This is a genomic window from Pandoraea terrae, assembly GCF_902459695.1.
GTDB classification, from domain to species: domain Bacteria; phylum Pseudomonadota; class Gammaproteobacteria; order Burkholderiales; family Burkholderiaceae; genus Pandoraea; species Pandoraea terrae.
On sequence record NZ_CABPRZ010000023.1, the window covers coordinates 56,461 to 75,386 of the forward strand.

Consider the following 18,926-nt stretch of genomic DNA (forward strand, 5'->3'; position numbering starts at 1 on the left):
ACGGGCGGCACGGCACAGGGACGTCGGGACGGGCATAAGCGACCCAGCGCCCGACGTTCCGGGGCTCTGACCGGATGGCGCTGGCAAGGTTCAGCGGCGATTATACCCGTCGCGCGCCGGCCGCCCCAAGGCTTTTGCCCGAAGGCGTTACCCAATCAATGGCGCCAGGCGTCCACGACGATCTGGCGCAACAGCGGCAGCAGGCCATGGAAGAAATGCTCCCCGCCGGGAATCACCACGACGGGCAAGCTTTGCCCGCGCGCCCAGTCGAACACGGACTGCAGCGGCACCGTCTCGTCTTTCTCGCCGTGGATCACGAGCGTATCGGCCGGCACATTGGCCACATCCCAATTGCTTGCGGCGGTGCCGACAAACACGAGACGCTGTGCGGGCGTGCCGGCAGCGGCCAGGTCCTTCGCCACATGACTCAGCACGAACGTGCCGAACGAGAAACCGGCCAGCGCGAGCGGCAGCGATTCCCAGCCCGGCTGCCTGCGCATCCAGGCGATGACCGTCTTCAAGTCTTCCCGCTCGCCAATGCCCTCGTCGTGTTCGCCTTCCGTCTTGCCCACGCCACGGAAGTTCGAACGCACGGTGGCGTAGCCCAACTGCACCATCGCTCGCGCCAGGGTCTGCGCGACCTTGTTGTCGAGCGTGCCGCCAAACAGCGGATGCGGATGGGCGACAAGCGCGATGCCGCGCGGCGCGCCCGCGGGACGGTCGATGGCGATTTCGATGGCGCCGACGGGACCGTCGATAGTGAAGCGTTCTGTTTGTGCGTTCATGGCGATTATTCAGTCGTTCAGTCGTTCAGTCGATCAGCAGCCGTTCGACAATCTTGCCGCCCGCCAGATGGCTGTCGACGATCTCGTCGATGTCGCTCTCGTCCAGATACGTGTACCAGACGCCTTCCGGATAGACGACCACGACCGGCCCCAGTTCGCAGCGATCCAGGCAACCGGCCTTGTTGATGCGGACCTGCCCCGGACCGGCCAGGCCGGCTTCCTTCACGCGCTTCTTGGCGTACTCCTGCATCGCCTGCGCGTTGCAGTTCGCGCACGAAGGACGATCGGCAGCCGGATCGCGTTGGTTCAGGCAGAAGAATACGTGGTGGCGATAATACTGGGTGGACATGGGGGTGCTCGTGACGACGGAATGCGGGCCATTCTAACCCAGGGCCTGTTCACGCTAATATCGGGCTCGCGGCGCCCGCTCGCCAGCTCAGGATTGCCGGCCGACGTCGCGCGCCGGTCCCCGATGGCTCGGATCGAACATCGCCATCAGGTAGAACAGGACGAGGTAAGGCCACGTCCACGCCAGCCAGCGGGCCAGGACGTTGAAGTGGACATATTGTCCCTGCCGCCACATCTGCAGCGCCGACTCGTAATACGGATTCGCCGGCAGCAGATTGACCAGCACGAGCATGACCAGCAGCGCGGCGAACACGGCGATGCCGCGCAACGTTCGCGGCCCCCACGCAAGCGCCATCAGCAACGCGCCACCGACGACAAGGCCGTATACCGCGCCCGGCGTCACCCAATCAAACGCCTGCGCGGGCGAGAACTGGAGCGCCGCAGCCGACGACTTCACGGCGAAGGCCACCACGAACATTGCGCCGAGCAACGCAACGCGCGGCGCAGCGCGGCGCAAGGACAGCGTGAGCAGCAGCCCGGCCACGATGGTGCCGCTCGCGGTGACGACGGTCTCCCATAGGACATGACTCGCCACGGCGTCGAGATCCGACAGATAACCTTGCAAGTCCGCCAGGCGCGGCACCCAGTCGAGCACGGTATCGGTCACGTCCGGGTCCTGCCACAGCCAGATCTGGCGTACGAGGTCGCCGTCTCCGAACAGGAACTGCTGCGGATAGGCCTGTGCCCACGGCCACAACGCCAACAATACGAGCAGCACGCTCGCGTGACGCTCGAACCATGCGAATCGCAACTGACGCAGCCACCCCCGGTCGAGCAGCGGGCTGGTGAGCGGCACGGCCAACGCGCCGCCGATCAACGCGCCCACGGCGTTGGTCGCCAGATCCACGTTCGAGGCCACGCGTGTCGGCAAATAGGTCTGCAAGGCCTCCATGCCGCACGAGAGCAGGGCGCCGAGGGCCAGCGCGGCGAGGACCGCGCGCGTGCCGCGCCAGACCGGGTGCAGCGCCAGCACCGTCATCACACCGAGCGGGATATAGCCGAGCACATTGGTGACGACATCGAACATCGTCATGTAGCGCGGCAGCGGCGCGAACAGATAGTCGAACGGTCCGACGGCGGCGCGCTGGAACGTGAAGGGATACAGACTCGCGTAGGCGATAAGGAGAATCAGGCACAGCAACCCTTGCCGCGACAAGGGCGAGGCGCGGCGCTGCCATGGCTTCAACGGACGGTCATGCATGAGGCAGGGGCCACTCCTTTACCGCGGTTGTGCCGCGAGCCATTGGGCGAGCTGCAGCTGGATGGCATCGCTCGCCGCCGCGAGCGCCCGGGCCCCGCCGGCGGCGTCGGCCGTGGGGGCCGGCGCGTCGGCGCGCAGCGTCGTCTGTCCGCGCAGCTTCGTGCCGTCGAGCAGCGTTGCCCGGACTTGCACCACGCCGCGGCTGGCAACGTTCGTATCGAAATATTGCGAGAACTCCTCGAGCTCGACGCGCAAGACGGGCGCCGGCAGGGGATCGCCTGCGCCAAGCACCGCGTGATCGGCGGCGAAGCGGCCGCGCAGGCGATCGCCGAACAGCCGCGCCGGCGACGCCAGCCAACGGCTATTTGCGTAGGCCCGCGCCTGCTGTCCGTCCGTCGCCGGCAACCGGTAGAAGATCGCGTCCGTGTCGAGCCACGACGGTGCGCTAACCACCACCTTGAGCGGCGGCACGGATGTGCGCGACACCCCCGCTTGCGGCTGCGCGGCGACCGGCGGCGGACCGAGATCGAAGCGGCCGACCGCGCCGGCCGCCGGGCCGGTGGCGCATGCCGCAAGCCACAGCGTGGCGGCGAGCGCCACGGCGCACAACGAATGCCGAACTATTCTCATCACGTCTCCCTTGACGTCTAGTGGGCCGCGCCGGCGCCCGGCCAGGCGAAGCCGGACTCGCCGGGCCCGGGCGCCGGCGGCGTCGTGCCGAACAGCAAGGCGCGCGGATTGCGATTGATCGTGTCCGCTGCGGCGCCTACCGATTGCGCAGTCGACCGCAGGTCGTCGCTGAGGGTATTCAGGCGCGGCAGCGATTCTTCCTGCAACGCACCCTGCAGCGTGTGCAGCGTTTGCTCGAACGCGCCGAGGCTGGCCGTCGCCTGATCGGCCGCACGGCCGATGGTGTCAAGATTGCGCACAAGCGGTCCTTTCGGATCGGACAACTGTTGCGTCAATTTTTGCGCGCCGGCCAGCGTGCCTTGCAAGGCCGTCATGGCCGCAGGCAACTGCACGGCCACCGGCTGAAGCTGCAGGGCGAGCTTGTCCACGCTCTGCGCGGCCGATTTGACGCCGGTGATGGCGCCCATCATTTCGCGCCGGTTATCTTCGCTCAGCAACTGGTTGACCGCTGTACTCGCTTCCTCGAGTTGATGCACGAGCCGGTTGCCGCGCGATTGCAATTCGTCGACAAAACTCGGCCGCAGCTGCAATTGCGCCACGTGCTTTTCCGACGAAGGCAACAGCGTGCGGTCGCGGTTGTCGTCGTCGAGCTGGACGAACGCGAGGCCCGTCACCCCTTGAAGGCTCAGCGTCGCGAAGGTCGAATGCGTCATCGGCGTGCCGCGGTCGACGATAATGCGGATGACAATCTGGCCGGGCGTCACCGGATCGAAGCGGATCGATGTCACCTTGCCGACTTCAAGCCCCCGATAACGCACCGTCGACTCCGGATTGAGACCGTTGACGTTGGTGCGCGCGATCAAGTCGTATGGAATGCGCACGGTGTTGTCCCGGTTGAACCAGTACAACACCGACACGATGGCGGCGGCCAAGGCGAGCGTGAACAGCCCGGCCATGAAGGCATGCGATTTATTTTCCATCTTCCAATAGCTCCGAAACCTTGGCGCGGCGCGCCGCCGGCAACGCCTGAAGCGAGCGCCGCCCGCGCTCCCCGAGGAAGTACGCCCGGATAAACGGATGATCGACGCGAACCACGTCTTCCACCGGCGCGTTGACGAGCACCTTGCGGTCGGCCAGCACCGCCACGCTGGTCGACAACATCACCATGGTGTCGAGATCGTGTGTGACCATTACCACGGTCAAGCCAAGCGAGCGATGTAAACCGCGCACCATGGCGACGAATTCGTCCGATGCCTCCGGATCCAGGCCCGCGGTCGGCTCATCGAGAAACAGCAGTTCGGGCTCGAGCGCAATGGCACGCGCAATCCCCACGCGCTTTACCATGCCGCCCGACAGTTCGGACGGCAGCCGGCTGGCATGCCTGCACGACAGCCCGACCATTTCGAGCTTGTACATCACCACGTCCCGGATCAGATCCTCGGACAATGTGTGCAGTTCGCGCAAAGGCTGCGCAATATTGTCGAAGACCGATAACGCCGAGAACAGCGCGCCGCGCTGGAACAGCATACCCGAGCGGCGGCGCAACAAATGCGCGGTACGCCGGTCGATCATTGTGATGTCATGACCGAAGATACGGATGTGCCCGCTCGAGGGATCTTCGAGCCCCATGATCTGGCGCACCAGCGTGGTCTTGCCCGATCCGGAGCCGCCGACGAGGGCGACGATATCGCCGCGCGACACCGTCAGGTCAAGGTGTTCGTGGATCACGTGGCTGCCGTAGCGCTTGCAAAGATCGCGCACCTCGATGATCGGCTCGCCGTCGGCCAACGTCAATGCGCCACGGGCGTCGGGCGGCGCGTTGGCGGGCATGTTCGGCATGGTGCTGGTCATCCGAACCCCACTCTCGAGAACAGGATCGCAAAGACCGCGTCGGCGAGGATGACCACGGTGATGGAGGTCACCACGGATTGCGTCGTGCCTTCGCCAAGACTCTTCGTATTGGGTGCGACGCGCAGCCCGAAGTGGCAGGCGACGAACGCGATCAGCATGCCGAACACGACGCCCTTGCCCAGGCCGATCCACAAGTTTGCGATATTGACCGCACCCGGCAACGTCGAAAAGAAGTACTTCAGGCCGATGCCGAGTTCGACCTTGGCCGCCAGCGCACCGCCGGCCAGCGACACGATGTTCGTCCACATGACGAGCAACGGCATGGCCACCGCGAGCGCAATGACCTTCGGCGCAATCAGGCGAAGGCCATGCGGAATATCCATGACGCGCATGGCATCGAGCTCTTCCGTCACGCGCATGACGCCGAGTTGCGCCGTGATGGCCGAACCGGAGCGGCCTGCCACCAGAATGGCGGACAGCACCGGCCCGAGCTCGCGGATGATCGACAATCCCAGAATATTGACGATGAATGTGCTGGCGCCGTACAGCTTGAGCTGTTGCGACGACAGATAGGACAGGACGATGCCGATCAGGAACGCGGTGAGCGCCGTAATGCCGAGCGCTTGCGTGCCGGCACTGTAGATGTTGGCGGAGATTTCGCGCCACGGGGCCCGGACCGGGTGACGCGCCATGCGCAGCAGATCGAAGATGAACTGTCCGAGCATGCCAATGCCGTCGCGCAAATGATCGCACAACGAAAAAATCGCAAAGCCGACGCGGCTGACGAAACTGATGCGCGGCGCCGGCTCCGGCGTCTCCCGGGTCGTATCGAACGTCGCCAGCCGTGCAAACAGCGTGCGCTGCGCAGCGGTCAACGCCACCTGCCGCGGCAGTTGGCCCCGCCAGTAACGCCACAACGCCTGCGCACCCACGTGATCGAGTTTTTCGACTTGCGTCAGGTCCCACGCCAGATCACCGCGCGGCAGCGCTCGCACCAGACCCAGCAGGGTCTTCTTGCGCCGCGCCAGCGCCAACGCGGTCCAGAGACCACGAAGCATCACCACCCGGCCTTGTGCGGTGGTGGTCAGCTCCAGTGTGGGCACGGCGTCGAGATTCAAGCGGGCGGTCTCCTTGGCATCGTCAGCGGCTGCGGCCATTGTACGGTACTCACGGCGGCCCTTCCTGGCAATCGGACGACACCCCGATCGTTCAAGGAATCAGCGCACACGCCGCTCGGACTTGCCCGAAAGCCATGAGCACGGCCCCTCTCCGGACGAACAGCCCGTTACAATACGAGCCATGACTTCACGCACTTCCCCCCACGACACGCCGACCGCCGCCGCCTCGCCCGACGCCGCGCGAGGCGATGCAGCCCTCGCGCCCGAGACCGGCCGCCGTCGCGTCGACGCCTCCCGCCTGGCTGCGCGCCTGGCCCTGCCGGTGCGGCGTTGGCCCATCGACCTCGTCGACGTCACGGGATCGACCAACGCGGACCTGCTGGTCCGCCTGCGCGATGATCCGTCGCAGGCGCCGGCCGCGCGTCTGGCCTATACCCAGGAAGCGGGCCGCGGTCAGCGCGGGCGCGCTTGGCAAAGCGTGCCGGGCGACAGCCTTACCTTTTCCGTCGCCTATGCCATGCCCGGAGGACCGGCCCGGTTGGCCGGCTTGTCGCTCGCGACAGGGGTGGCCGTCGTCGAGGCGCTCTCCGACCTACCGCTGTCCCGGCCGCAGGCCGTGGCGCTGAAATGGCCGAACGACGTCCTGCTGGCCGGGCGCAAGCTCGCCGGCATCCTGATCGAGACGGTTCCCGCCGGTCAGGGCCGAACGGGCGTCGTTATCGGCATCGGCATCAACCTGCGCCAGGCCGAAGCGCTGTCTGCGCGCATGGCGGCGGCCCCGGCGGGCGCTTCAACGGCATCCGCTGGCGCTGCGCAAACGAACGCCGCCGACCTCGTGCCCGCCACCCAGCCAGCTGCGCTCGAGGAGGTGCTGGCCGAGCCCGACATGACCACGGTTTTCGCGGCTTTGCTGAACCGGCTCGCCCCCATGCTCGACCGGTTCGCGACCGAGGGCTTCGCGCCGTTCCGGGACGACTGGGAAACGATGCATGCGTTCGCCAACGCGCCCGTGCGCCTGATCGAACGGGGCCGCGACATCCTGCACGGCATCGCGCTCGGCGTTGACATGCAAGGCTGTCTGCGTGTGGCCACGGACAACGGTGAGCGGGTTATCGCCAGCGGCGAAGTCTCGCTACGGCCTGCCGGCCCGGGTGGCCCTGCGCGGACCGGAGATCGTGCCGGAGATCGCGAATGAGCGCGCCCTGGCTCCTCATCGACGCGGGCAACAGCCGTATCAAATGGGCGTTGGCGCCGGGCCGAAAGCCGGCCGGCTGGCGTGCCGCCCAACCGGCTTTCCTGGCGAGCGGCGCCGTAGCGCACGCACAGTGGCGGAGTCTGGCAGGAGACATCCGTGCCCAATGGCCAGCCCCGGATACGCGTCTCGCGCCGCCGCTCGGGGCAACGCCGGGCCTCCCCATCGGGCAACCCGATCGGCCCGGCGGCATCGCGTGTCCCGCACCCGCCGGGGTATGGGTATCGAACGTTGCGGGCGAGGCGGCCGACCAGGCCGTGCGCGTGACGTTGCAGACGCTCTGGGGCGTGGGACCGCCCGCCCCGCTGAACGTCCTTCGCTCGACTGCCGCAGCCGGCGGCATCGTCAATCGCTATGCCGATCCGTCGCAGTTGGGTACTGACCGCTGGGCGAGTCTGATCGGCGCCCATGCCGCCTTTCCCGGTGAACATCTGCTCATCGTGACATTGGGAACGGCCACCACGGTTGAAGCGCTCACGTCGGCAGGCGAATTCCTGGGCGGCGTCATCGCCCCCGGGCCAGCGCTGATGTTGTCATCGCTGGCGCAGGGGACGGCGCAACTTCCGAACGTGACGGCCGACACACCCGCGCTCGCCACCGGCTTTGCCGTCAACACGCACGACGCCCTGATCAGCGGCTGCCTGGGCGCACAGGCCGGGCTGGTCGAACGCTGCCATGCGTCGCTGCAACGCGATCTCGGGGGTGCGGTGAGGTGCGTGCTGGCGGGTGGCGCACGACGCCTGCTCGCGCCCATGTTGTCCATTCCCTTTACGGAACACGATCACCTGGTGTTGGCCGGACTGTATGAAATCGCCGTGCATCCCGCCACCGGCGGAGATCGCTGATGTTGCGCGCCCTGATTCTGGTCGTCGTACTTGTTGCCAACGCGGTCTTCGCGGCGTACCAGTTCGGCTGGATCGGCCCGTGGCATGGGTTGCTGCAGGCCACCGGCCGCGAACCGGAGCGGCTGCAGCGGCAGCTTGCGCCAAACACGCTGAAAGTCGTGAGCGGCAGCGTAAGCGCGCCGGACGCCAAGGCCGAGCGCGATGCCGCGGGTGAATCGGCAGCGACGGCGACGCCGGGCGCAGACGTCGCCAGCACGGCCGTGGCCGGCGGTCTCGCCACGGCTCCGTCACTCGTGACGCGCAGCGCACAGGCGTCAGCAGGGACTGGGGCGGTGCTGGCGTGCCTCGACATCGGCCCGTTCCCCGCGCAGGAGGCGGCGCACGCCAAGGGGCTCCTGCTTGCCCTGTTGCCAGCAGGACAGGGCGACATGCAAAGCATGCCCATCGACAAGCGGTGGTGGATTCATCTCGATCCGGTACCGAACCGCGCGGCGGCAGACCGGCAACTTGCGCAGTTGCGCGCCGCCGGCGTGACCGAATATTTCTTGCTCAACAACGAAGGCGCGCCCGGCGTGACGGTATCGCTGGGCCTGTTCAATGACCGGGAGCGGGCGGCGAGGCTGATGGACGTGGCGCAACGCAAGGGCCTCACGCCACAGTTGACCGAACGGCCCAACAGCAAGAGCCGTATCGTCTACCGGATAGCGGGTGTCAGCACTGCCGTTGCCGGCCAGATGCGCAATTTTGCCCGTCAACAATGGAGCTCGCAGACGGTACGCGATTGTCCTTCACCGGCGGGGAGTCCGCCGGTGACGCATTAGGGGCCTGTTCACGCTGACATCGGGCGCGCGTTGCCCGGCGCCGCTTACACCCGCTTGAGCTTGACCACCGGCCGCACGACGCCGGTGCGCGTGCCGCGCGCATTGGTGACCAGGGGCAATGCCCAAGGGGCGAGACCGGTGTTTTCCGGGGCGTCGACGTATCCAAGTTGCTGCAACACGCTGACGGCGGCGGTATACAGCGCACGCATATTGCCATCCACGACCTTGATCGCAATGCCGAGACCGGCCGAACGTATGCCGATGGTCTGCACGCCATCGGCACCGATCTTGGCAACCCAGTCGCCAGGCGCCATGCGCATGAAGGCGAGGTCGTTACGGTTCGTTCCCGAGACCATCTCCGGATGCGCCGTCATCGCGGCGAACAGGGTCGATAGCGCGTCGCCCTCGCTTGCCGCCAGCCGCGCGTAGGCCGCCGCGAGACGCTCCAGGGGCAATGCGTAGTTCGGCGCCGAACACCCATCGATGCCGAGCGGCAAATCATTTCCGTCCATGCCGACCACGCTGCCGACACGCTTGCGAATGGCCATCTGCAACGGGTGGGCCGGATCGAGGTAGCTCTCCAGCGGCAGGCCGTATTGCGCACAATACGCCAGGAATCCCGCATGCTTGCCGGAGCAGTTGTGATGCAGGGGGGTAGGCTTCAGATTCGCCGGCGGGCGCTTGCCGACTGCCGAGTAGTAGGTCGGGGTATGGCATCCGCATTGCAGATGATGTTCGTCGCAACCGGACTTCGTGAGCAGGCTGCGCACACCGTCGAGATGAAACGCCTCGCCTGAATGGCTTGCGCACAACAACGCGAGTTCGGCGGAGGTCAGGTCGAAATGACTTACGCCGCCGCCTTCAACGAACGGCAACGCCTGAAACGGCTTGAGCGTCGAACGCGAAAAAGTCAGGAACGACGGATCACCGGCGGCATACCGCAGACGGCCCGCGGCGTCGACCACGGCGACCGAGCCGTAGTGAATGCATTCGACCGTGTCGACGCTGCCTGCGCCGCGCGTGACTTCGACAAGCGGCGCGAGCGTCATGATGCCCTCACGCGTTGCAACAGCGAGGTCGTCGAACGCTGATGCGCGAACGGGATCGCGACCGCGCGACCGCCCCAGGCGCGCACCAGCGCCGTTTCCGGCAGCATGTCCATGTCGTAGTCGCCGCCCTTGACCAGCACGTCGGGCCGTAGCGCCGAAATCAGGTCGACCGGGGTCGATTCGCCGAAAGGCAGCACCCAATCGACACTGGCCAGCGCCGCAAGCAGCGCCATGCGGTCATCTTCACGATTGATGGGCCGGTCATCGCCCTTGCCGAGCGTGCGTACCGATGCGTCCGTGTTCACGCCAACGACGAGGCAGGCGCCGAGCGCTCTCGCCTGCGCGAGATAAGTGACGTGCCCCCGGTGCAGTATGTCGAACACGCCATTGGTAAAGACGAGCGGACGCGGCAGCGTCGACAGGCGCGCCACAAGCGCATCGCGCGTCGTGATCTTGGCTTCGAAATCGGTTTGCATGACGGTAGGAAACGTTCTGAATTCAGGAGCATCAAGCCCCGAGCCGGCGCGCGCGGGCACCCCGGCGCCGGAGGCTGAGCGTCATTGTCCCACGTTGCCGGGCACCCATGAAAAAAGGGAGCCGAAGCCCCCCTTCTTTTTCGTGTCCGGCACACCGGCTGCGCACCTGGACAGTGCGCGGCGCGCAGAACGGCAGTGTTCAGCCTTGCGCGGCGACAGCCGCAGCGGACGTGGCTGCCGCGAGACGCGTGGTGATTTCCTTGCGATAGCGGTTCAGGTCCTGCGCCGTGGCGAAGGTGCGCTCGAACAACAACGAGAGGTTGTGCAGAATACGCTCGACGACCTTCTTCTCCCAGCCGTCATCGAACTTGATCTGTTCGTCGAGCCAGTGCTCCAGCCATTCAGGATCCGGCAGGCGCGATTGCACCGTGTCGTTCGGGAACAGCGCGCTGTTCACGTGCAGGTTGGTCGGGTGCAGCGGCTTGTCGGTGCGGCGCGCCGAGGCCATCAACACGCCGATCTTGGCAAACGCTGCACGCGCGGTATCGCCGCAGCGGCCCATCGCCTTCTTCATGTAACGCAGATAAGCGCCGCCGTGACGGGCTTCGTCGCGGGAAATCGTTTCGTAGATGAACTTGATCACGGGCTCCGTGTGCCATTCAGCGGCGCGGCGATACCAGTGGTTCAGGCGAATTTCACCGCAGAAGTGCAGCATCAGCGTCTCGAGCGGCGGCGCCGGATCAAACGGGAAGCGCACGGCGTGCAGCTCTTCCTCGGTCGGCACCAGGTCCGGACGATAACGGCGCAGATACTCCATGAGCACGAGCGAGTGCTTCTGTTCTTCGAAGAACCAGACGCTCATGAAGGCCGAAAAGTCGCTATCGTCACGGTTATCGCGCAGGAACATTTCGGTGGCCGGCAGCGCCGCCCACTCGGTGATCGCATTCATCTTGATGGTGCGCGCCTGTTCGTCGGACAGCAGGCTGGCGTCGAACTGGTCCCACGGAATGTCCTTCTCCATGTTCCAGCGTACAGCCTCCAGCGACTTGTACAGTTCGGGATACAGCATTCCGTTCATTTCATTACCCCCAAGGTCGCGAGACCTTACACCAACATTCAAGATAGTTTTATGAAGTTTACGCAGAAATCCGGGCGATGAACGCCTGTCGGATGACTTTTCCATGCGTTGCAGCCGGCCCCCGCCGTGCTGCACTTCGGGATCCGCCTCCGGTAGGCAGGCGCGGGCCATGCTGCCTGGGCGGGCCACGCCCGTCCGGGCGTGCAAGTGTTCTGCGACCGATAACGCCGCCATCCGGGATCCCGGCGGGCACTTCTGCAATGATGATTGCGCAGAACGCCCGGCCGCAGCCCCCGTATGACGCATCGCTCCCGCCTCGCCCGCGAGTGCGTCGGCGCGGCTTTGGAACGACCCCATCAAAATATGGGCAAACTCTTGAATCATAACATGAAACCCCGCCCGACCCGCGGTAACGGCGGGTATCCGCGACGCCCTGTCGGGCCCGGTTTAACCTGCGTCATCGGCCGGACCTGAGCCACCATGGATCCCCTCCCCGCCACGCGGGCGGAGAATGTTGCGTTTTTGCGACATCATCGAATTGTCATGGCGCAAACCCGCCCCGGCAAACCGGCAATTGCGCAAGGCGTCCCGGATGTGGTGCAATCATCCGGACATCATCCGGACGTATTGCCGGCCTGTTCCTTTTCCGGGGAGCCAGACATGGTCCATCGCCCCGCCTTGCCGAGACGGGGACGGAATCCGTCCCTCGCGCCCTTTTGGCCAATTTCCCTGCCTGACAGCACCCTCCGGCGTGCGCAGGCCGGCCTGCTGATCGCACTTGCCGCTGCGATGCTGACCGCCCCGGCAGCGGCCTTCGATGCCGCGCAGTTCGCCTCCCGCGAGCTCCCCTCGGCGCATTTGTCCGGACATGGCTCGCTGTCGCGTTTCGGCTTTCACCTCTATGACGCCGAGCTGTTTGTCGGCCCGGACGGCCCGCCTCCGCCATGGGAGGTTCGTCCGCTCATGCTGGACCTGCGCTATGCGCGTCCTTTCAAAGGCCGGTCGCTCGCCCGGCGCAGTCTTCAGGAAATGACACGGCTTCAAATGGCTACGGACGCGGACCGGCAGCGCTGGGCGGACCAACTCGCAGCGTTCCTGCCCGACGTCTCGGCCGGGCAACACTTGACGGGCATCTTCAAACCCGGCGACGGCACCCATTTTTTCTCCGACGGCATACCTATCGGCCACATCGCGGGCGAAGCGTTCGCGCGCGCTTTCTTCGGCATCTGGCTCGACCCGAAAACCAGTGCGCCGGAGTTGCGCGCCGCATTGACGGGCCAAGCCCGGTAACCGGCGAGGACGCGCGATCATGGACATGGACCACGCCGCCGCCCTCGTCAGACTGACACGCTATTACGAGTCGCTGTCGCTCCAGAACATCGGCAGCCTCGGCGAGTTCTACACGCCCAACGCGTATTTCAGGAATCCCTTCAACGAGGTGCGCACGTCGGCCGAGATGGCCCATATCTTCAGGCGGCTGCTCATGCATATCGACGTACCGCGTATCGAAATCACGGCGACCATCCTGCAAAGCAATCAGGCGTTTCTCGTCTGGAACTTCCGCTGCCGCCTCAAGCGCTGGCACGAAGATGAACTGACGATTCGCGGGGCATCGCACCTGCGACTGTCCAATGACGGCCGGGTCGCCTATCAGCGCGACTATTGGGATGTTGCCGAAGAACTCTACGAAAAACTCCCGATGCTCGGGCGCCTGATGCGCTGGTTGAAACGCCGGATGTGCTAGGGCCTGTTCACGCCAAGCGCGACACAGGGAACGTCTCATGCCGCGCCGTCGCCCGCCGCGACGGCCGATGTCGCCTGGGGCACACCTTGGGCGGGGTCCCGCGCCAGCGGACGCCCATCGCCGTCCACCATCAGCCATCGTTCGATCGCGTCGCGCTGCGCCATCGCGTCGGCCTCGCCCAGCGCCATCAGTTCCTGCGTGTACCCCGACTCGAAGAGCAGATAGCTCGCGAACGCCGCGCCGCGCGCGGTATCGGCGCCGATGGCGCCAAGCAATGCACGCGTGGCCCGCGGCAACTGCGACAGATGACGTGCCGCAATCGGCTCAATGCGCTGGCTCGGCGAAATGACAAGCGTTTCGATCTCCCGCCAGCCGCTGGCCGCGCGCTCCGCTTCCGGGAGGTGGTGCAACACGCGGTTGATGTGCTGCAGACGCTCGAGATCACCGGACAGGCCGTCGATGAAAACGCTGGCAAGCGCCTGGCCGCCGATCTGCGCAAGGCTCGGATAACCGGCAATGCGTTCTCCGCTGCTGTCAAGTCCGTACTGCGCGTGCGCCGCTCCGATGACGAGGATGCGCGTCGCGCCCAGGTGAATCGGCGGACTGAGCGGCGCGATCTGCCGCATCGAACCGTCCCCGAAATACTCCTGCGCGCCATCGAGTTCGAGCGGCACCGCCGGAAACAGGAACGGAATCGATGACGACGCCAGCAGATGATCGACAGTCAACGGTACCGCCCGCGCAAGACGCAGCGACCGCTTCCACGGCTGGATCGGCGCTGCAGACTGGTAGAACGTGACGTGTTTTCCTGACGAATACGACAGCGCCGTCACGGACAGTGCGCAGAGCGTGCCGTTCGCAAACATTTCAGGCAAACGATCGAGACGGATCGACTCGCGCAGCATGCCGGTCAGCGGCGTCCAGTCGAGAAGCGCGCGCGGTGAGCGTCGCAGCGCCCAGCCGATTGCCAGCGCACTGAGCCAGCGCGCGCCGGTGCGCGCCACGCCGAGCGAATCGGCGCGAAACACCTGGCCGGCATGAAACTGACGCCAGACAGCGGCAAGCCTCGTCGTGCCAAGCTGGAAATCTTCGGCATGGACGGCGAGCGCCGCCGCGTTGATCGCACCGGCCGACGTGCCGCAAACGATCTGAAACGGTACCGCCTTACGGTGAGGGAGGATGTCGCGCTGGATGGCGGCGATGCCGCTCAGCACGCCCACCTGATAGGCCACGCGCGCCCCGCCCCCCATCAACACCAATCCCGTACGCTCTGCCGCCATCGCGCAAGCCCCCGCTACCCTGTCATCTCACCGGACGCCGGCGCGCAGGCGGCGTCCGGACGCCCCCGTCAGCGCGTGTTGCGCGACGTGGAGGCCTTGTCCGCCGCCTTGGGTGATTTGGTCGCGGACTTCGCAGCCGTCTTGCCGGCCGGGCCCTTGGCCGGCGCCCCCGGCGATTTCGCCGCGGCTTTCCTGCCGCCGGCCGCCGGCCGGGCCGTCTTGCCCGCGCCAGCCGCCATGCCAGCCGCCATGCCGGCCGCCTGCTGGGCGGTGCGTGCCGCTTCCGCCACGTGGGCCGTCGACGTCTGCGCTGCCGCTTGCGCAGCGGCGGCAATCTGGTCGAACTGACTGCGCATGGCATTGAACCAGAGCGATGGATCGAGCGCGGCATAGGCCGACGCCGCGTCTTCGAACGGCGACTTCGCTGCCCCGGTCTCGCCGGCCGGCGCGCTATCAGCCGCCGCTTCTGCTTGCGGCGGCGGGGTGTCCTCCGGCGCCTTGGCAGCACTCGCAGCTGCGCCGGCGCTTGACGGCATCTGGAATGCCGAGGTCCACGACGGCGCGGCCGGCGCCTCCGTCGGCGTCACCGCCTCGGCCATCGACGTCATGCTGCTGCCAAATGCCCGAAGGGTCGAGTACGTGGCGCGCTGCACCTCGAACGCCTGAATGGTGGAGCGCAACACGTTGAGATTGAGCGTGAGCCATTGCTCGACGGCGCGCATCTCCGCGATACGGTTCTCGATTTCTCGCGGATCGAGCAGCGGCGTTGCGCTCTGCATCAATTGCGTGAGTGGCGATGTGAATGCCGCCGGCGGGTTGAAGGCTTCCCACATTTTCTTGAGGATGTCGAATCCATTCGGTAGCGTAGCGGTGGAATCACTCATGGCAGTCTCCCAGGGCGGCATTGGCGGCGAAGTGTGCGGTATCGATACCGCTACACCGAGGTTTACCGAGCATCATACGCCGGACATGCCCTGCCGGCGCGCCCGGACGGCGCAAAATCCGCATGGTGCAGGGCATCTGTGCGCACGGTGTCAGAACGGCGCGCCGCCGGAGTAGTCCGGTGCGCGGCGCTCGCGCAGCGATGCGATGCCTTCACGCACGTCCGGCCCGGAGAAGCCCATGAATTCGAGGGCGAGCGACGCATCGAACGCAGGACCGGCGCTGCGTAGCCAGTTGTTGAGCGCGTACTTCGTCCAACGGATGGCCGTCGACGACCCGCGCGCAAGCTTGTCCGCGACCTCGAACGCGCGCGGCAGCAAGTCGGCTTCGTCGACCGCCAGTGACACGAGGCCGATGCGCTCGGCTTCCTCGCCGCTAACCGGTTCGCACAGCAGCAGGTAATACTTGGCCTTGGCCATGCCGCACAACAGCGGCCACACGATCGCCGCATGATCGCCGGCGGCCACGCCCAGCCGCGTGTGGCCGTCGATGATCTTCGCCGTTTTCGCGGCAATGGAAATGTCGGCAAGCAGGCCGGCCACCAGCCCGGCGCCCACGGCAGGCCCGTGCATCGCGGAGACAATCGGCTTGCTGCAGTTGATGACGTTGTAGACGAGGTCGCGCGCCTCGCGCCAGACGCGCGAGCGCACGGCGAAGTCGTCGGCCATGTCTTCGACGAGGCTCAGGTCGCCGCCGCCCGAGAAGCCCTTGCCTTCGCCGCGAATAAGGACTGCCCGGGTATCGGGATCGCGGTCGATGTCGCGCCAGACATCGGCAAGCTCGCGGTGCATGGTGTGATCGGCCGTGGACAACCCGCTCTTGTTTGCGGTCGTGCCGTTCATGATCAGTTCGAGTACACCGTTGGGATGGCGCTTGAACTCGAGCGCCTGATACTGGCTATACGTCATATTGTTGCCGCTCCATAAACCACGCTGAAAAAAATATCCCCGCCGTGGCGGGGACCGTGGGGCGGCGCGCCGTCTCATGCGCGCCTGTCATTGCTGGATTACTGCGCCAGCTGCCACTTGCCATGATCGATTTTAACCATGACGCGGCCACGTTGGTCGAGGCCCAGATGATCCGACGTGCTCATGTTGATGACGCCGTTCGTCACGCGCACTTCCCTGGCTTGCTCGAGCGCATCGCGAATGCCCTTGCGGAATTCAGGCGTGCCCGGCTTGCCCTTCTGCAGTGCCTGCGGGATCACCTTCTGAAGCAGGATGCCGGCATCCCACGCATACGAGCCGAACGCCGCGACCGTGCCGGCGCCGTACTTCGCTTCATACTTCTTGATGTAGTCGAGCGCGACCGGCTTGGCGGGATGATCGGACGCCAACTGGGCAGCCACCAGCACCGGACTCGCCGGCAGGTACGTGCCGTCGCAATCCTTGCCGCAGACGCGCAGGAAGTCATTATTGCTTACGCCGTGATTGTGATAGACGAGGCCCTTGTAAGCCCGCTCGGCCAGCGCCTTCGGCGGCAGCGCCGCCGGCGTGCCGGCCGCGCCCACGACGACGGCATCCGGATGCGTGCCGACGATGCGCAGCACCTGGCCCGTTACGCTTGGGTCCGTGCGCGCAAAGCGCTCGTTGGCGACCATCTTGATCTTGTAAAGGGCAGCAAACTTGGCCACCTCGACATAGAACGCTTCGCCAAGCGCATCGGCCTGGCCAATGAATGCCATGGTCTTCACGCCATGACGGCTCGCATGCTCAACGATCGCCGACGCCATCTGGGCGTCGGTTTGCGGCGTCTTGAACATCCATGCGCGCTTGGCGTCAACGGGCTCGATGATGCGGGCGCTCGAGGCGAGCGAAATCGTCGGCGTGGTGTTCTCCGCGATCACATCGAGCATGGCCAGCGTATTCGGCGTAATCGACGAGCCGATGATGAGGTCGACGTGATTCTCCGAGATCAGCTTCTTGGTGTCCTGCACGGCGGACGTGGTATCGGAGGCGTCGTCAAGCACGATGTACTCGACTTTCTGTCCGCCGATTTCCGTGGGCAGCATGGAGATCGTGTTGCGCTCGGGGATGCCCAGCGACGCCGCAGGGCCGGTCAGGGAAATCACGACGCCGACCTTGACTTGGGCATGAGCGACGCCGGCCAGCGCCAACATCAATGCGCCAGAAAGCGCTGCACGCACGGGAATTCGCATCGAAAATCTCCTGGTCGCGCCGGCGCGTGCGGCATGTCCGATGACGAGCGCCGCCCCGGCAATGGAATCGTTTAGGAGTGAAAGAATAACGTAGCTCGCGCGCGCCACCATCCGGGTTCACCCGAATATCGGGAACCTGACGATCGATCCGACGCGGGGATGGCGCGGAGAGGGCGCGGCACGCAGGCTCACGCCTGCTCGGGCGGCGCGACCGCCTGCTCGATTGCGCCGAAGATCGATTTACCCTGTAGATCGAACATTTCGATCTTGACGCGATCGCCGTAGCGCATGAACTCGGTCGCCGGGGCGCCCTTGTCGATCGTTTCGAGCATGCGGCGCTCGGCGATGCAGCAACTGCCGCGGCTGCGATCCTTGTTCGAGATGGTGCCCGAGCCGACGATGGTGCCGGCGCGCACATTGCGCGTCTTGCAGATATGCGCGATCAGTTGGCCGAAATCGAAAACCATGTCTTCACCACATTCCGGCGCACCGAACTTCTTGCCATTCCAGTGAACGGTCAACGGACGATGTACGCGCCCTTCGCGCCAGTGTTCGCCCAGTTCGTCCGGCGTGACCGCCACCGGCGAGAAGGCGGTGGCCGGCTTGCTCTGGAAGAAGCCGAAACCCTTGGCGAGTTCCGCGGGAATCAGGTTGCGCAGGCTGACGTCGTTGACCAGCATGAGCAGGCGCACGCCTTCGAGCGCCCGCGCAGGGGTGGCGCCCATGGGTACGTCGGTCGTGACGACCGCCACTTCGGCCTCGAAGTCGATGCCGAAGTCCTCCGATGCGCATACGACGTCTTCGCGCGGTCCGATGAAATCGTCGGATCCGCCCTGGTACATGAGCGGGTCCGTCCAGAATTCCGGCGGCATTTCCGCGCCGCGCGCGCGGCGGACCAGCTCGACGTGATTGACATACGCCGAGCCGTCGGCCCATTGATAAGCGCGCGGCAGCGGCGCCATGCAGTCCTCGGGATCGAATGCGAACGCATTGCGCGCACGGTTGTGGTTGAGCGCGTCATACAGCGACTGCAGCTGCGGCGCGTAGAAAACCCAGTCGTCGAGCACGCGTTGCAGCGTCGGCGCAACGGCATCGGCGATGCAGGCCGTCGAAAGGTCACGGGACACCACGATCAATTGGCCGTCGCGCGTGCCATCCTTGCGGGAAGCGAGTTTCATCTTGAAGATTTGTCGATTTGTCGAGTCGGTGGCGCGTCTCACCCGGCGAGACGCTAGAATTACGCTTGGTTAAAATCATTCTACCTGAGTGAATCGCGTGGGCCGATCGG

20 protein-coding genes are annotated in these 18,926 nt (G+C 65.7%); 5 read left to right on the top strand and 15 right to left on the bottom strand.

All coding sequences use genetic code 11. The annotated features are described in order from the left end of the window. Positions 1 to 155 precede the first annotated feature (155 nt). The 7 genes from PTE30175_RS21660 to PTE30175_RS21690 form a co-directional block, all read right to left on the bottom strand. Entirely contained in the window at positions 156 to 785 is a 630-nt protein-coding gene (locus tag PTE30175_RS21660) for an alpha/beta hydrolase (protein WP_150699137.1), read from the bottom strand. 25 nt (positions 786 to 810) lie between these two features. Beyond that, on the bottom strand, positions 811 to 1,134 hold the full coding sequence (locus PTE30175_RS21665; RefSeq protein ID WP_150699138.1) for a (2Fe-2S) ferredoxin domain-containing protein: 324 nt from the start codon (positions 1,132 to 1,134) through the stop codon (positions 811 to 813). An 87-nt stretch (positions 1,135 to 1,221) separates the two neighbouring features. Beyond that, positions 1,222 to 2,394, bottom strand: coding sequence for a VanZ family protein (locus PTE30175_RS21670; RefSeq protein WP_150699139.1), 1,173 nt, complete (start codon positions 2,392 to 2,394; stop codon positions 1,222 to 1,224). Between the two features lie 18 nt (positions 2,395 to 2,412). After that, positions 2,413 to 3,024: an ABC-type transport auxiliary lipoprotein family protein gene (locus tag PTE30175_RS21675; RefSeq protein ID WP_150699140.1), complete on the bottom strand. Its 612-nt coding sequence runs from the start codon at positions 3,022 to 3,024 to the stop codon at positions 2,413 to 2,415. A 17-nt stretch (positions 3,025 to 3,041) separates the two neighbouring features. Further along, positions 3,042 to 4,004 carry an MlaD family protein gene (locus PTE30175_RS21680; protein ID WP_150699141.1) on the bottom strand — a complete coding sequence of 321 codons (963 nt, stop codon included), beginning with the start codon at positions 4,002 to 4,004 and terminating at the stop codon, positions 3,042 to 3,044. Then, entirely contained in the window at positions 3,994 to 4,854 is an 861-nt protein-coding gene (locus PTE30175_RS21685; RefSeq protein WP_150699177.1) for an ABC transporter ATP-binding protein, read from the bottom strand. Before PTE30175_RS21685 ends, PTE30175_RS21680 begins: the two co-directional genes overlap by 11 nt. A gap of 17 nt (positions 4,855 to 4,871) precedes the next feature. Further along, positions 4,872 to 5,993, bottom strand: coding sequence for an MlaE family ABC transporter permease (locus PTE30175_RS21690; RefSeq protein ID WP_150699176.1), 1,122 nt, complete (start codon positions 5,991 to 5,993; stop codon positions 4,872 to 4,874). A 181-nt stretch (positions 5,994 to 6,174) separates the two neighbouring features. On the opposite strand from PTE30175_RS21690, the gene PTE30175_RS21695 reads away from it, so the two are divergent. From PTE30175_RS21695 to PTE30175_RS21705, 3 genes are read left to right on the top strand one after another with little or no spacing between them, the layout of a single operon-like run. Further along, positions 6,175 to 7,188: a biotin--[acetyl-CoA-carboxylase] ligase gene (locus PTE30175_RS21695; RefSeq protein ID WP_150699142.1), complete on the top strand. Its 1,014-nt coding sequence runs from the start codon at positions 6,175 to 6,177 to the stop codon at positions 7,186 to 7,188. Continuing rightward, complete coding sequence (locus tag PTE30175_RS21700; protein WP_150699143.1) at positions 7,185 to 8,090, top strand: type III pantothenate kinase; 906 nt, start codon at positions 7,185 to 7,187, stop codon at positions 8,088 to 8,090. The genes PTE30175_RS21695 and PTE30175_RS21700 overlap by 4 nt, the downstream gene beginning before the upstream one ends. Then, entirely contained in the window at positions 8,090 to 8,911 is an 822-nt protein-coding gene (locus PTE30175_RS21705) for an SPOR domain-containing protein (protein WP_150699144.1), read from the top strand. The genes PTE30175_RS21700 and PTE30175_RS21705 overlap by 1 nt, the downstream gene beginning before the upstream one ends. A gap of 44 nt (positions 8,912 to 8,955) precedes the next feature. Here the strand turns inward: PTE30175_RS21705 and PTE30175_RS21710 are convergent, their stop codons facing one another. The 3 genes from PTE30175_RS21710 to PTE30175_RS21720 form a co-directional block, all read right to left on the bottom strand. Continuing rightward, a complete protein-coding gene (locus PTE30175_RS21710; protein ID WP_150699145.1) occupies positions 8,956 to 9,960 on the bottom strand; it encodes an asparaginase in 1,005 nt (334 codons plus the stop codon). Further along, positions 9,957 to 10,436: a D-glycero-beta-D-manno-heptose 1-phosphate adenylyltransferase gene (gene rfaE2 / locus PTE30175_RS21715; protein WP_150699146.1), complete on the bottom strand. Its 480-nt coding sequence runs from the start codon at positions 10,434 to 10,436 to the stop codon at positions 9,957 to 9,959. The genes PTE30175_RS21710 and rfaE2 overlap by 4 nt, the downstream gene beginning before the upstream one ends. A 199-nt stretch (positions 10,437 to 10,635) precedes the next feature. Then, positions 10,636 to 11,514, bottom strand: coding sequence for a ferritin family protein (locus tag PTE30175_RS21720; protein ID WP_150699147.1), 879 nt, complete (start codon positions 11,512 to 11,514; stop codon positions 10,636 to 10,638). 660 nt (positions 11,515 to 12,174) lie between these two features. Between PTE30175_RS21720 and PTE30175_RS21725 the strand changes: the two genes are divergently transcribed. Continuing rightward, a complete protein-coding gene (locus tag PTE30175_RS21725; RefSeq protein WP_191629171.1) occupies positions 12,175 to 12,804 on the top strand; it encodes a chalcone isomerase family protein in 630 nt (209 codons plus the stop codon). A gap of 19 nt (positions 12,805 to 12,823) precedes the next feature. After that, positions 12,824 to 13,258 (top strand): nuclear transport factor 2 family protein, encoded by a 435-nt coding sequence (locus PTE30175_RS21730; RefSeq protein WP_150699149.1) that lies wholly within the window; start codon positions 12,824 to 12,826, stop codon positions 13,256 to 13,258. A gap of 35 nt (positions 13,259 to 13,293) precedes the next feature. Here PTE30175_RS21730 and PTE30175_RS21735 read toward each other — a convergent pair whose 3' ends face one another. The 5 genes from PTE30175_RS21735 to PTE30175_RS21755 form a co-directional block, all read right to left on the bottom strand. Beyond that, positions 13,294 to 14,538, bottom strand: coding sequence for a patatin-like phospholipase family protein (locus tag PTE30175_RS21735; RefSeq protein ID WP_150699150.1), 1,245 nt, complete (start codon positions 14,536 to 14,538; stop codon positions 13,294 to 13,296). 68 nt (positions 14,539 to 14,606) lie between these two features. Beyond that, the gene (locus tag PTE30175_RS21740; protein WP_150699151.1) at positions 14,607 to 15,422 is read right to left on the bottom strand and encodes a PhaM family polyhydroxyalkanoate granule multifunctional regulatory protein; all 816 of its coding nucleotides are present in this window, start codon (positions 15,420 to 15,422) and stop codon (positions 14,607 to 14,609) included. Positions 15,423 to 15,572: 150 nt separating this feature from the next. Continuing rightward, the gene (locus PTE30175_RS21745) at positions 15,573 to 16,388 is read right to left on the bottom strand and encodes an enoyl-CoA hydratase/isomerase family protein (protein WP_150699152.1); all 816 of its coding nucleotides are present in this window, start codon (positions 16,386 to 16,388) and stop codon (positions 15,573 to 15,575) included. A gap of 98 nt (positions 16,389 to 16,486) precedes the next feature. Continuing rightward, positions 16,487 to 17,638: an ABC transporter substrate-binding protein gene (locus PTE30175_RS21750; RefSeq protein ID WP_150699153.1), complete on the bottom strand. Its 1,152-nt coding sequence runs from the start codon at positions 17,636 to 17,638 to the stop codon at positions 16,487 to 16,489. A gap of 188 nt (positions 17,639 to 17,826) precedes the next feature. Continuing rightward, on the bottom strand, positions 17,827 to 18,816 hold the full coding sequence (locus PTE30175_RS21755; RefSeq protein ID WP_150699154.1) for a fumarylacetoacetate hydrolase family protein: 990 nt from the start codon (positions 18,814 to 18,816) through the stop codon (positions 17,827 to 17,829). Between the last annotated feature and the right edge of the window lie 110 nt (positions 18,817 to 18,926).